General features: G+C 45.4%; 16 protein-coding genes and 5 tRNA genes. All 21 read right to left on the bottom strand.

The features are described 5' to 3' along the window. Positions 1 to 71 precede the first annotated feature (71 nt). Complete coding sequence (gene rplL / locus ACRRS0_RS02730; RefSeq protein WP_432454744.1) at positions 72 to 437, bottom strand: 50S ribosomal protein L7/L12; 366 nt, start codon at positions 435 to 437, stop codon at positions 72 to 74. A 54-nt stretch (positions 438 to 491) separates the two neighbouring features. Continuing rightward, positions 492 to 986, bottom strand: coding sequence for a 50S ribosomal protein L10 (rplJ, locus tag ACRRS0_RS02725; RefSeq protein ID WP_432454745.1), 495 nt, complete (start codon positions 984 to 986; stop codon positions 492 to 494). A 239-nt stretch (positions 987 to 1,225) separates the two neighbouring features. Further along, positions 1,226 to 1,927: a 50S ribosomal protein L1 gene (gene rplA / locus ACRRS0_RS02720; RefSeq protein ID WP_432454746.1), complete on the bottom strand. Its 702-nt coding sequence runs from the start codon at positions 1,925 to 1,927 to the stop codon at positions 1,226 to 1,228. 4 nt (positions 1,928 to 1,931) lie between these two features. Continuing rightward, complete coding sequence (gene rplK / locus ACRRS0_RS02715) at positions 1,932 to 2,360, bottom strand: 50S ribosomal protein L11 (protein WP_432454747.1); 429 nt, start codon at positions 2,358 to 2,360, stop codon at positions 1,932 to 1,934. Between the two features lie 124 nt (positions 2,361 to 2,484). Continuing rightward, positions 2,485 to 3,030, bottom strand: a complete 546-nt coding sequence (gene nusG / locus ACRRS0_RS02710) for a transcription termination/antitermination protein NusG (RefSeq protein ID WP_432454748.1) — start codon at positions 3,028 to 3,030, stop codon at positions 2,485 to 2,487. Continuing rightward, on the bottom strand, positions 3,030 to 3,407 hold the full coding sequence (secE, locus tag ACRRS0_RS02705) for a preprotein translocase subunit SecE (RefSeq protein ID WP_432454749.1): 378 nt from the start codon (positions 3,405 to 3,407) through the stop codon (positions 3,030 to 3,032). The genes nusG and secE overlap by 1 nt, the downstream gene beginning before the upstream one ends. Before the next feature lie 55 nt (positions 3,408 to 3,462). Next, positions 3,463 to 3,538 (bottom strand) — tRNA-Trp (locus ACRRS0_RS02700). A gap of 103 nt (positions 3,539 to 3,641) precedes the next feature. Further along, positions 3,642 to 4,685, bottom strand: a complete 1,044-nt coding sequence (locus ACRRS0_RS02695; RefSeq protein WP_432454750.1) for a CNNM domain-containing protein — start codon at positions 4,683 to 4,685, stop codon at positions 3,642 to 3,644. A 527-nt stretch (positions 4,686 to 5,212) separates the two neighbouring features. Further along, positions 5,213 to 6,397: an elongation factor Tu gene (tuf, locus tag ACRRS0_RS02690; protein ID WP_432454751.1), complete on the bottom strand. Its 1,185-nt coding sequence runs from the start codon at positions 6,395 to 6,397 to the stop codon at positions 5,213 to 5,215. A gap of 93 nt (positions 6,398 to 6,490) precedes the next feature. Beyond that, positions 6,491 to 6,566: transfer RNA gene (locus tag ACRRS0_RS02685), tRNA-Thr, on the bottom strand. Positions 6,567 to 6,568: 2 nt separating this feature from the next. Then, positions 6,569 to 6,643: transfer RNA gene (locus ACRRS0_RS02680), tRNA-Gly, on the bottom strand. A 38-nt stretch (positions 6,644 to 6,681) separates the two neighbouring features. Then, positions 6,682 to 6,765, bottom strand: a tRNA-Tyr gene (locus ACRRS0_RS02675). A gap of 42 nt (positions 6,766 to 6,807) precedes the next feature. After that, positions 6,808 to 6,883 (bottom strand) — tRNA-Thr (locus ACRRS0_RS02670). 111 nt (positions 6,884 to 6,994) lie between these two features. Next, positions 6,995 to 7,957, bottom strand: a complete 963-nt coding sequence (birA, locus tag ACRRS0_RS02665; protein WP_432454752.1) for a bifunctional biotin--[acetyl-CoA-carboxylase] ligase/biotin operon repressor BirA — start codon at positions 7,955 to 7,957, stop codon at positions 6,995 to 6,997. Further along, a complete protein-coding gene (murB, locus tag ACRRS0_RS02660; RefSeq protein ID WP_432454753.1) occupies positions 7,950 to 9,011 on the bottom strand; it encodes a UDP-N-acetylmuramate dehydrogenase in 1,062 nt (353 codons plus the stop codon). The genes birA and murB overlap by 8 nt, the downstream gene beginning before the upstream one ends. After that, on the bottom strand, positions 9,008 to 9,961 hold the full coding sequence (coaA, locus tag ACRRS0_RS02655; RefSeq protein WP_432454754.1) for a type I pantothenate kinase: 954 nt from the start codon (positions 9,959 to 9,961) through the stop codon (positions 9,008 to 9,010). Before coaA ends, murB begins: the two co-directional genes overlap by 4 nt. A 529-nt stretch (positions 9,962 to 10,490) precedes the next feature. Further along, positions 10,491 to 10,790 (bottom strand): hypothetical protein, encoded by a 300-nt coding sequence (locus ACRRS0_RS02650; RefSeq protein ID WP_432454755.1) that lies wholly within the window; start codon positions 10,788 to 10,790, stop codon positions 10,491 to 10,493. Between the two features lie 580 nt (positions 10,791 to 11,370). Next, on the bottom strand, positions 11,371 to 11,664 hold the full coding sequence (locus ACRRS0_RS02645; RefSeq protein ID WP_432454756.1) for a hypothetical protein: 294 nt from the start codon (positions 11,662 to 11,664) through the stop codon (positions 11,371 to 11,373). A 275-nt stretch (positions 11,665 to 11,939) separates the two neighbouring features. Continuing rightward, positions 11,940 to 12,185 (bottom strand): 30S ribosomal protein S17, encoded by a 246-nt coding sequence (rpsQ, locus tag ACRRS0_RS02640; protein ID WP_432454757.1) that lies wholly within the window; start codon positions 12,183 to 12,185, stop codon positions 11,940 to 11,942. Further along, positions 12,185 to 12,376 carry a 50S ribosomal protein L29 gene (rpmC, locus tag ACRRS0_RS02635; protein WP_163134083.1) on the bottom strand — a complete coding sequence of 64 codons (192 nt, stop codon included), beginning with the start codon at positions 12,374 to 12,376 and terminating at the stop codon, positions 12,185 to 12,187. The genes rpsQ and rpmC overlap by 1 nt, the downstream gene beginning before the upstream one ends. Next, positions 12,376 to 12,786, bottom strand: coding sequence for a 50S ribosomal protein L16 (gene rplP / locus ACRRS0_RS02630; protein ID WP_432454758.1), 411 nt, complete (start codon positions 12,784 to 12,786; stop codon positions 12,376 to 12,378). Before rplP ends, rpmC begins: the two co-directional genes overlap by 1 nt. Positions 12,787 to 12,789 lie beyond the last annotated feature (3 nt).

The following is a 12,789-nucleotide window of genomic DNA, read 5'->3' as shown; positions in this document are numbered from 1 at the left end:
GCGCAAAAAGGCCGGTGGTTAAATAACCACCAGCCATAGCCTATAAAGGCTGCAATCTACTTATAAGCAGATTACTTAACTTCAACAGAAGCACCAGCTTCTTCAAGAGCAGCTTTAAGCGCTTCAGCTTCTTCTTTAGATACTGCTTCTTTAACAGCAGCAGGAGCTGAATCAACTAAACCTTTCGCTTCTTTCAAGCCAAGACCGGTAGCAGCACGTACCGCTTTAATAGCAGATACTTTGTTTGCGCCAGCAGCAGTTAAGATTACGTCAAATTCGGTTTGCTCTTCAGCAGCCGCACCAGCGTCACCAGCAACAGCAACAGCTGCAGCAGCAGATACGCCGAACTTCTCTTCCATAGCTTCGATTAGTTCAACAACGTCCATTACTGACATTTCAGCAACAGCTTCGATAATTTGGTCTTTAGTGATAGACATGACTCAAATTCCTAAATTCAATTAAATTTATAAGATAATGTAGCAACAAGCAAATTATGCTGCTTCTGCCTCTTTTTGGTCGCGTAATGCGGCCAGAGTGCGAACCAACTTGCCAGCTGAAGCTTCTTTCATAGTTGCCATTAACTTGGCAATTGCTTCGTCGTAAGTTGGTAGTTTTGCAAGAACGTTTACGTCTGCTAATGCACCTTCAAATGCTGCTGCACGCACTTCGAATTTTTCTTGCTCTTTAGCGAAGTCTGTTAACAGACGCGCTGCGGCACCGGGGTGCTCGTTAGAGAAGGCAATCAAAGTAGGACCGATGAATGACTCAGAGAGACATTCTAGGTCTGTGCCAGCTACTGCACGGCGGGCAAGGGTATTACGTACCACTTGCATAGATACGCCAGCTTCACGCGCTTTAGCACGCAATGAAGTCATCGCACCTACAGTTACGCCACGTGAATCAGCAACTACTGCAGAAAGTGCACCTTTGGCAGCTTCGTTGACGTCAGCGACAATTTGCTTCTTGTCTTCGAGTCTTAATGCCATTGGCTTTACTCCTGGATTCCAATACCAGATAAATCTGGTGTTTACTTTCCTCTAATCCTAAGAATTAGAGACCTTTACGGCTTGGTGTTCCAGAATAAATAATTATTCTTGGGTTTCCTCACCATCTACGTAGGAAATTAAGCTCATAATAAGCACCTACGGTCTTGGATGAGGGCCGAAGCCCTGACCCATAATTACAAAGCGCGAAATTATAGTATAAATATCACGCTCTGTAAATATTAAGCTTGAATATCTAAAGTCGCAACATCAATAGCTAAACCAGCACCCATGGTGGTAGACAAGCTAACTTTCTTGATGAACTGACCTTTAGACTGAGCTGGTTTCGCTTTGCGAAGAGCAACAACCAACGCTTCCAAGTTTTCTTTTAACTTGTCAGCTTCAAAATCAACTTTACCAATAGTAGTATGGATAATGCCGTTTTTGTCGTTGCGGTAACGAATTTGACCCGCTTTCGCTAATTTAACCGCATCAGCAACATTTGGTGTAACCGTACCCACTTTAGGGTTAGGCATCAAACCGCGTGGACCTAGGATTTGACCTAGTTGACCCACAACGCGCATTGCATCTGGAGATGCAATCACAACGTCGAAGTCCATTTCACCGGCTTTAACTTTTGCCGCTAAGTCATCCATACCAACGATATCGGCACCGGCTTCTGTAGCAGCTTCAGCGTTTGCACCTTGAGTAAATACTGCAACGCGAACGTTACGACCAGTACCGTGAGGTAGTACAGTTGCACCACGTACGTTTTGGTCTGATTTACGAGGATCTACACCCAAGTTTACTGAGGCATCAACACTTTCAAGAAATTTAGCAGAAGCCAGTTCTTGAAGAAGCGCTACCGCTTCGTTGATTGAGTATTCTTTTGTTGAATCAACTTTTTCGTTGATCGCACGCATGCGCTTAGAAATTTTCGCCATCGTATTAGCCCTCTACAACCAAGCCCATCGCGCGGGCAGATCCTTCAATTGAACGAACCATTGCGTCTAAATCAGCACCGGTCATGTCGACAGCTTTAGTGTTAGCAATCTCTTCAAGTTGAGCACGCGTTACAGTACCAACTTTAGTTTTATTTGGAACACTAGAACCAGACTTAATACCTGCAGCTTTTTTCAGCAAGTACGAAGCAGGTGGAGTTTTAGTTTCAAAAGTGAAAGAGCGATCAGCATACACAGTAATAACAACTGGTACTGGCGCGCCTTTCTCAATTGAATCTGTTTTTGCGTTAAACGCTTTACAGAATTCCATGATGTTTACACCGTGTTGACCTAGAGCAGGACCAACTGGTGGTGACGGGTTTGCGGCACCCGCAGCAACTTGAAGCTTAATATAAGCTTGGACTTTTTTAGCCATTTTAGATTTACCTTATTTTGGGTTCAAACGCCTCCTGCAAGTGCAGTTGGCTTCCCGATGGAACAAAGGGCAGCGGATTATAAGCGATCCTCTGCCCTAAAAACAACCAATTGTTTAGTTTTTATCAACCTTTCTCGATCTGGCCAAATTCCAACTCGACAGGAGTTGCCCGACCAAAGATCAATACTGATACTTTCACCCGGCTCTTTTCGTAATCCACTTCTTCGATGGTACCATTGAAGTCGGCAAAAGGACCGTCGGTAACCCGAACCACTTCGCCTGGTTCGAATAATGTCTTAGGTCTTGGCTTATCGCTGGTTTCATCCAAACGATCAAGAATGGCCTGAGCTTCTTTATCAGAAATGGGTGCCGGACGCTCAGCAGTACCACCAATGAAACCTAATACCCGCGGCACACTTTTCACAAGGTGCCAACTTTCATCGTTAAGCTCCATTTGCACCAGAACATAACCGGGAAAGAATTTACGCTCGCTCTTACGTTTTTGACCCGCGCGCATCTCTACGACTTCTTCAGTCGGGACCAAGATTTCACCAAAAGAATCTTCCATCGCATGGATTTGAATATATTCTTTTAACGACTTAGATACGCGCCCTTCATAGCCAGAGAATGCTTGGACCACGTACCAACGTAATTTGCGCTCTTCAGTCATTAGATACTCACCCCTGTAACAAAGGCAACCAGACGAACTAAGATGGCGTCTAATCCCCATAAAATTAGCGACATGAATGCAGTAGCAGCTAATACAATCATGGTAGTTTGAATGGCTTCTTGACGAGTTGGCCAGATAACCTTACGCACTTCCATACGCGATTCTTTAGCAAAGACAAAAGCTTGCTTGCCTTTATTAGTTTGTGAAGCAATAGCGAGTGCAGCAACGGCTGCGATGACTACGCCAAGCACACGAACTAATACCGAGATATCTGTGTATAGGTAGTTACCTACCACAGCGGCGATTAAAATTAGAGCCGCTAAGGCCCATTTTAGGCCATCTAACGACCCACTTTGGTTTTCAGTACTGGTACTCATCAAACAACCTGCAAATAATCCCACAAAATCAAAAATCCCTTCTATAAAGGGATAGTGGCAGGGGTGGAGAGATTCGAACTCCCAACATTCGGATTTGGAATCCGACGTTCTGCCATTGGAACTACACCCCTATAGTACGAAGCCCGACATTATAGGCACTTTGTTTAAAGATTGTAACCCTTAAATTGGCAAAATAGTGCCAAGATTGTGGGACGGAGCGGGTTTCTTGGGGTTTCATTTAACTCGCTTACCGTTCCGCCTTAAACGATCACGGAACTGAGCCTTGGCAAACTGCTGCATATCTTCCACCACATCGGTCTCGTCAACAATTTCTCGGCCCAGTAAAGTCTCGATCACATCTTCCAAACTCACTATCCCAGCGGTCTGACCATATTGATCTTCCACAACAAAAAGGTGTTCTTTACGTGAAATAAACAAATCCAATAATTGCAAACAGGGTAGCTTCTCAGACACACGATGGATCGGTTGCAGTATACTTCGCAGCGTTTGGTCCCCCTTCCCACGGCGAGCCAGCTCGGCAAGACTGCGGTGACTGATCACACCAACAATACTGTCGATGTTATCTTTGTAAACCGGAAAGCGACTAAAGCGCGGAGTCATTTCATTATCCAGCGCCTGATTCACCGAGTCGTCTTGCTCAAAGGCATGCACAACGGTGCGCGGGGTCAGAATTTGCTGAGTAATGCGCTCCCTCAAGCCAAGAATATTAGCTAATAGCATACTCTCTTGTTTTGCCAGCGCACCGCCTTCATAACCCAATGTGGTAAAGGCCTGGATCTCTTCTCGGCTGATACTATCCGTTTCATCGCGTCGGAATATGCAGGTGATATAACCCGACAGCCATACCAGTGGGTACACCAGTTTTGTTAACAAGGAAATCAGTTTTGCCGATGGATACGCTAACACCCGCCAGTAATTCGCGCCTAATGTTTTTGGGATGATTTCAGAAAAATACAAGATGGCCAGAGTCAGTAACACTGCAATCAGGCTTTCCCACTTGGGGCCAAATACTTGCAGGGCCTGAGAACCCACGCCAGCGGCTCCCATGGTATGGGCAAAGGTATTCAGGATCAAAATACAGGCAATGGAATGCTCTAGATTATCTTTTACCTTTGTCAGAGCTTGTCCTTTTACAGGGTCTTGTTTATGCAGGGTGGCAACATAACTTGGTGTGATCGATAACAGCACCGCCTCAAGAATCGAACATACAAATGAAACACCGATAGCAATAACAAGATAAATCAGCAATAGGGTCATATAAAAACTAGGCTTACCTCTTAAACTTTACTAGGATCTCTTACCTTAGTGGCTTAGCTTAAAGCTCTAAGTTGCGGCGCAGATTAAGCATCAATCTAGCATTTTCATTGTCAGAAAAGAATAGTCAACACCCGCTTCAGCCAATTTTTCCGGATAAACTCTTCCGCGCCTGCTTAGCGGCATTTACCGAACCGACTTCTACCAATCTGGGATCAACTTATTGCGCAGAATAAATCTGCCGATAAGCAGCCATGGAGCACAGTCACTCGTGGCTCTAATACGAGATAAATCAAGCTGTTAGTGGTGATTTAGCGAGCAAAAATCAACCGATGATGAGTTAGCTTGGTATTAGTGACCTGCAGCTGCTCCGCTGTCTCAGGACGACACCCTAAGCGAGGTACGCTGAAACGCCTTGGCGTGCGCACAATCAACTTGGAGCTATTCTAACAAGCAGAATAATCACGCTTACTTTTCTTGAGGCAATAAAAAAGGCCGCCTAAGCGACCTTTCTTGCTTGTGCTAACTTCTTATTCGAAGATTTTAGCTACAACACCCGCACCTACTGTACGGCCACCTTCACGGATTGCGAAGCGTAAACCTTCGTCCATCGCGATTGGGCAGATTAGCTCAACAACAAATTTCAAGTTGTCGCCAGGCATAACCATTTCTACGCCTTCTGGAAGCTCTACCGCACCAGTTACGTCAGTTGTACGGAAGTAAAACTGTGGACGGTAACCTTTGAAGAATGGTGTGTGACGACCACCTTCATCTTTGCTTAGTACGTATACTTCAGCTTCGAACTTGGTGTGTGGAGTAATTGAACCTGGTTTCGCCAATACTTGACCACGTTGGACGTCATCACGCTTGGTACCACGTAACAAAATACCACAGTTCTCACCTGCACGACCTTCGTCAAGCAATTTGCGGAACATTTCAACACCAGTACAAGTTGTTTTGGTGGTTTCTTTGATACCAACAATTTCAATTTCTTCTGAAACTTTGATGATACCACGCTCAACACGACCGGTTACCACGGTACCACGACCTGAAATTGAGAATACATCTTCAATTGGTAGTAGGAATGGCTTGTCGATGTCACGCTCTGGCTCTGGAATGTAAGAATCTAAAGCTTCTGCAAGCTCAATGATTTTTGCTTCCCATGCTTCTTCGCCTTCTAGGGCTTTCAAAGCTGAACCTTGAATCACTGGTAAGTCATCACCAGGGAATTCGTATTCTGATAGAAGTTCACGTACTTCCATTTCTACTAATTCTAGAAGCTCTTCATCATCTACCATGTCACATTTGTTCATGAATACGATGATGTAAGGTACACCTACCTGACGAGAAAGCAGAATGTGCTCACGCGTTTGTGGCATTGGGCCATCGGTAGAAGCAACTACTAAGATAGCGCCGTCCATTTGTGCAGCACCGGTAATCATGTTTTTCACATAGTCGGCGTGTCCAGGACAGTCAACGTGTGCATAGTGACGAGTCGGTGTATCGTACTCAACGTGTGAAGTTGAGATTGTAATACCACGCTCGCGCTCTTCTGGAGCGTTATCGATTGCTGCGAAATCTTTTGCTTCACCGCCGTATACTTTTGCCAATACGTTAGTAATAGCCGCTGTTAAAGTTGTTTTACCGTGGTCAACGTGGCCAATAGTACCAACGTTTACATGCGGTTTATTACGTTCAAATTTTTCTTTAGACATAATAGTCCCTCTGGATAAAGGTCATTGGCACCAAAGCACCATTGGTTTGCGTTTACCGAACGGTAAAAAGTAATAGGGAGACTTGAAAAGGAGTGGTGCTGATAGGCAGATTCGAACTGCCGACCTCACCCTTACCAAGGGTGCGCTCTACCAACTGAGCTATATCAGCATTGGAGCGGGCAGCGGGAATCGAACCCGCATCATCAGCTTGGAAGGCTGAGGTAATAGCCATTATACGATGCCCGCATCAAACCTTTTGGAAGACGACCTACTACCAAAAATAATGGTGGGGGGGGACGGATTCGAACCATCGAAGCTTTCGCGGCAGATTTACAATCTGCTCCCTTTGGCCACTCGGGAACCCCCCCACACAATCACCTATAAATACAAGGTGAAGCCTACTTAAGAGATGGTGCCGATTGCCGGAGTCGAACTGGCGACCTACTGATTACAAGTCAGTTGCTCTACCAACTGAGCTAAATCGGCATCGCTTAAGTGCTGCGCATTCTATGTAATGCCTTTATTAAATGCAACAAGCAAATACAAAAAAAACTGCAGGAAAGGTGCAAACGCGCAAAAATCAGCCATTAGGCTCATTTATTGGCCACGAAGTGACACTTCTCCGGCCATATAGGCTTGTAAACCACTCTCTTGTTCAACTAATAATTGACCTTGTCGGTCAACGCCTTTTGCTATCCCAGAGACTTGTTTGTGTTCGGAAAAGTGCAACGTTACATTTTTATCGCGAAAAATATCGTAGCGATTCCAACGTTGTTGCAAGGCAACAAAACCCTGCTCTTTAAATATGTCAAACATCTGATTGAGCGAGTGGACGATAGCAATTGTTAATGCAGTTCGATCAACCGTCGGTTCGCCCGCGACTTCGAGTTGCGCAAAAGCTTGGTCTATCAACTGCCCCTTCGACTCCGTAACGCGGACATTGACCCCCAAACCAATCACTAGATTCACCGTGCTATTCGCCTGCCCTTGCATTTCAATAAGCACGCCACCCAATTTTGCCGAACCAAGATAGATGTCATTCGGCCATTTTAAGCCGAGATCTCGATAACCCTCTGCTTCTAACGCCTCGACGATAGCTAAACCAACGGCAAGGCTCAGCCCCATTGCGGCTTCAATACCATCTTGCAAGCACCACAATAAAGACATACAAAGCTGTCCCGCATAAGGGGTTTGCCAGGCCCGGCCGCGACGCCCGCGTCCTGCACTTTGATATTCGGTCATCACTAACTGACCATGGCTCAGCTCAGCCTGATGGCGATTCAACCAGGCATTGGTTGAATCCACTTGATGTAGTAATTTAGGTGAATGAACGGAAAGCTCGGCTTGCAGACGGTCGATATCAAGTAAAGATAAGGGCTGAACTAAACGATAGCCTTTACCTTTCACGCTAAAGATATCCAAACCCAGCTGACCAAATTGTTTAACATAAGTCGCTACGGTGGTTCTTGATACGGCCAACAGTTGCGCTAAGCGCTCACCTGAGCAAAACTCACCATTTGCTAAGTATTGAATGAGGCGATAGGCCTTATCTTCATTCATTGGGTCGCCCCAACACCGAATCCGGTGCCACTTCACCATCGGCCCCAATAAACCGCACTTCCGGCTCAAGCACAATGCCAAATGCCTGCCAAACTTGGTTTCGAATGTATTGGCATAAGCTCAATAATTGCGCAGCACTAGCATGCCCGTGATTGACTAATACTAATGCTTGCTCTTGATGCACCGCTGCGTCTCCAATACGATAGCCTTTCAAGCCTAAATGGTCGATTAACCAACCAGCTGCCAACTTTCTCTGTCCGCCGGCGGCTGGATAATGTACTAATTTAGGGTACTGGTTCACTAAACTATCGACTTGCTCCTGAGCAATGACTGGGTTCTTGAAAAAACTCCCCGCGTTACCCAGTAAAGTTGGATTGGGGAGCTTAGCCTTTCTAAGCTGACAAACGGTATCAAATACCTGCTGTGCACTGGCACTTGGGGCTAATCGATCGAGTCCAGCGTAATGAATCGAGGCTCGCCATGCTTTTGCAAGCGATAACTCTACCTCGGTAATTAAGCCCTGATTTTTTAGGCGCTGTTTGAAAATACTATCCCGATAACCAAACTCGCACTCCGCTGCAGTTAACCGTTGAACACTAAAATCGTCAAACGAAAAATAGCTCACGGCATGACAACAATCGGCAAACTCTAAACCATAGGCACCAATGTTTTGCACCGGTGCCGCACCAGCAGTTCCTGGGATCAAGGCCAAATTTTCTAAACCGGGTAGGCCATGCGAAATCGTCCACTGCACAAGGTGCTGCCAGTCTTCCCCAGCCGCAACAGTTAACTGAATCGCTTGCGCGTTATCCTCGACTTGGAGCCCTCGCAGCCGATTAAGGATAACTAAACCCTTAAAGTCTTCTGTTAATAATAGATTTGAGCCGCCCCCAATAATCAGCCAACTTAATTGCTTGGCCTTCACCCACTCAAACAAGGCTGGTAACTGTTGTACCTGTTCTAATTCAAACAGGTAATCTGCTTTTAGCTCAAGCCCAAAACTATTTAAATGCTTAAGGCTAGCGTTACGAATAAAAGATTGCTCAACACTCATTTTCTCAACCGTACTCGACTCACCTCGTGATTTGGCCCCTTTTCCAAAATCAGATCGGCGCGCTCACGAGTCGGCAAAATATTTTCAACTAAATTAACGTAGTTGATACTGGTCCAAATTTGTGCCGCAATCTTAGCGGCATGCGTTTCATCTAATTTTGCATAATGATGGAAGTAGTTATCGGGGTTGGTGAAAGCACTACCGCGTAATTTTTTAAAGCGGTCCACATACCACACTTCCAATAGGCTAGGCTCTGCGTCTACAAAGATGGAGAAGTCGAGGTAATCGGATACGTATAGTGGCCGCTGTTGTCCTGGCTGCCCTTCTGCCGATTGCAGCACATTCAAGCCTTCCAAAATGACGATGTCAGGCTGCTCTACCTCAACCCGCCGACCTTTCACAATGTTATATGATGAATGGGAATAGATCGGGGCGCTCACCTTCGGCTGTCCCGCTTTCAAGGCCGCGACAAAAGCCAAAAGTGCTTTTTTATCATAGCTTTCAGGAAATCCTTTGCGTTGCATTAAGCCCTTGGCTTCTAGCTCTTCATTGGGGTAAAGAAATCCATCAGTCGTAACAATATCGACCTTTGGATGTTCCGGCCAACGTTGCAATAGCGCCTGCAAAATCCTTGAAGTGGTGCTTTTACCTCCAGCTACACTGCCGGAAACACCAATAATGTATGGTACATGTTTAGCACTGCCTAAAAAGTCTGCAAGAACTTCACGGCGATTTTGTCGGGCCTTCACGTAGAGATTGAGCAAACGCGATAAGGGCAAATAAATATCACATACCTGTTGTAATGATAAAGCTTCATTAATCCCGCGAATGTTTTCTAAATCGGTTTCATTAAGGGTAAGCGGAACCGATTGGCGGAGTGTTGCCCAAGCTTCACGTTCAAAATCGAGGTAACTGAAAGCAGGCTGCGTAGTGTTGTGGATAGCTGGCATGGGCCCTTCCTATATAATGCGGCACAACCATATAACAAAAGCTATAAACACTCCACCTCAACTGACCAAATTAGCCTCTCTGGTGATCAGGTTTTAGCGTCAATAGATGCAACTAAACTACATTTAATCAACGGTATGGCGAGGGTGAAACACTGTCAGTCCGATGCCGAGTAGCAACCTTATTTAAAGTCACTCCTGCAGGTTCGAGTCCAGCCTGAGTAAATTTATTTAGCGTTCGTTTCAGCGACTGAATATCGGTTCGCTCTGCTTCAATTACCAAAGAAATCGCATCAACCGACCCCCTATGAGCATCGCATCGGACACCTGCAACGGCTCCGGTGTCAAGCAAAACGCGATCATAATGTTGACGCAGGCCAGTGAGCAGTAATCTAAATTTTTTCGATGCTAGTAAAGATGCGGAATCTGGCCCAATCAAACCAGCGTTTAATACATCAAATCCAAGTTGTGGATCCCGATGAATAGATTGTGCAACTGAATGGGTTCTGGCCAATAAATAAGTTAAGCTGGGCTAAGCGAAAGAATAGTTTAAACAAACAGAAGCCGAAGCTCGATGTAGATCAGCATCAATCAGCAATACTTTTTCAACTTCACTACATGCAGTAGCAGTTTGTATCACTAAACTCGTCTTGCCTTCCCCCTCTAAAGCAGAATAAAACAATACCAGTTGTCCACCATTGGGACGCATCTGTAAGCTCCCAGGCAATGCCCTTAAGGGCTCATTCAACCAAGGATTAATACCTTGCACAAACCACTGCTGATTGCGTCCTTTCAGTTTAGGTACTTCGGCAATAACCTCAACATCCAGCACTCCCTCCAATGGCTCGCGACACGCAAAACCCTGGGCCAAGGTTTGCTTAAACAAAACCACAAGGGAACTGATAATAAAAGCCGTAAAAACCGCAATAAGCAGGCTAAGAATTTGCTAGCTGCCACTCACCGGTTCGGATAATACAGCGCAATCGATAAGTTGGGCTTCTCCGTATGCGTGGCCGCGAGCGCTTCAAGCTCTCTGCGTATTTCAAGCGATCTAATATATATCCCAGACACCGCATCAATACCATGTGATCCCGTCCAGAGAATAGCAACGGCGGATCCAAAACCTGCCCTGCCGTTGGTACACGGCTCCATTCCTCTATAAGCCATACCATAGAACGCTTGCTAGCTGTTTCACTCACCGCATGGCGATAATCAATGTAGGCTTTTGCCACTGCCACAGATACTTGTTGAGCTAGTTGAGGATCCCAGCTGCTAAAGCTGATTTTAACCATTTGAGTGGTCACGATAGGAGTGATCGTTAAACCCTGTGTAAATTGCTTCAATAGCTGTGCTTTTGTCAATAAGCCAGTGTTAACCAACTGATTACTATGACCTTGGCTTAGTCGTTCCCATCAATAAAACCAGGGTTGAATCGCTTGATGTAAAAATGCTGAATAATGCAATAAATCCAATTGTTCAATGACCCGAGAAGCGATTAACTTAGAACGAAGAATTTCGAGCTCTGTATTAAAAGAGCCCGTAGCTTGCGACGCAAGGTCATGCTTAACCAGCAGCATTTCCTCGGGCCAGTAGCCCAGTTTCACGGTAGAAGTCGCCTGGTATAGTTCGGGCTTTGCTTTCAAATACAGTATCGTTAGTAGTAGCGTGACCCCTACAACCGCGGCAATGCGCAGTTTATGCAACATAAACTTACCAGCAGCGGTCGCACACTCCCGGTTTTAGCTTTCCGAAGATTGGCTAGCTTTTGTTTACCCATGAATCGAACCGAATAACCCTAAACAACAAATCAGATTGTGACAGATAGTGCCGGTGAGGATGACAACTTGCAGTTAACCAACACCAGAAATTGAGGAGGGATGAGTTATTGATGCAGCAAAGACAATAATTACCGCTTTAATCATATAGTTAAATGTAAAAAGGCTCCCAAATAGGAGCCTTTTTTATAGTTTAAGACCTAAATTTAGGCTTTAACTATTACGTCTACCAAAGTCCAAGACTTAGTCTTAGAGATTGGCGCACATTCTTTGATGCTCACTACATCGCCTTCTGCGGCAACATTGGCTTCATCATGAACGTGTAGCTTAGTAGTACGCTTGGTATATTTCCCATAGATAGGGTGTTTAACCTGGCGTTCAATAGCAACAATAATAGATTTCTCCATTTTGTTGCTAACTACTTTACCTTGCAATGTACGGATATCGCTCATTACGCACCTGCCTTCTGATTCAGAATAGTTTTCACACGCGCGATATCGCGACGTACGTTTTTAAGCAAATGTGTTTGAGCTAATTGGCCAGTACTTGCTTGCATACGCAAGTTAAATTGCTCACGAAGCAGGTTAAGTAGCTCAGCTTTAAGCTCTTCAACACTTTTATCTTTAAGTTCGTTAGCTAACATCACATCACCGTCCGCGTTACAAATGTAGTGCTAATAGGTAACTTACGCGCGGCAAGCTCGAAAGCTTCACGAGCAAGTGTTTCTGCTACGCCGTCCATTTCATACAGGACTTTGCCTGGCTGAATTTGGGCTACCCAGTATTCTACGTTACCTTTACCTTTACCCATCCGAACTTCGAGTGGCTTTTTGGTAATCGGTTTGTCTGGGAATACACGGATCCAGATTTTACCTTGACGTTTAATGTGACGAGTCATTGCACGACGTGCTGCTTCGATTTGACGAGCAGTAAGACGGCCACGACCAGTCGCTTTTAAACCGAAGTCGCCAAAAGACACGTCTTGTCCTTTGCCTAGACCACGGTTACGACCTGTAAATTGCTTACGGAATTTAGTTCGTTTTGGTTGTAACATTCC

This window comes from Agarivorans sp. QJM3NY_29 (assembly GCF_050870835.2).
Lineage (GTDB): Bacteria > Pseudomonadota > Gammaproteobacteria > Enterobacterales > Celerinatantimonadaceae > Agarivorans.
Note: the sequence above shows the minus strand (reverse complement) of the source record. Positions and strands in the feature narration are given on the sequence as shown.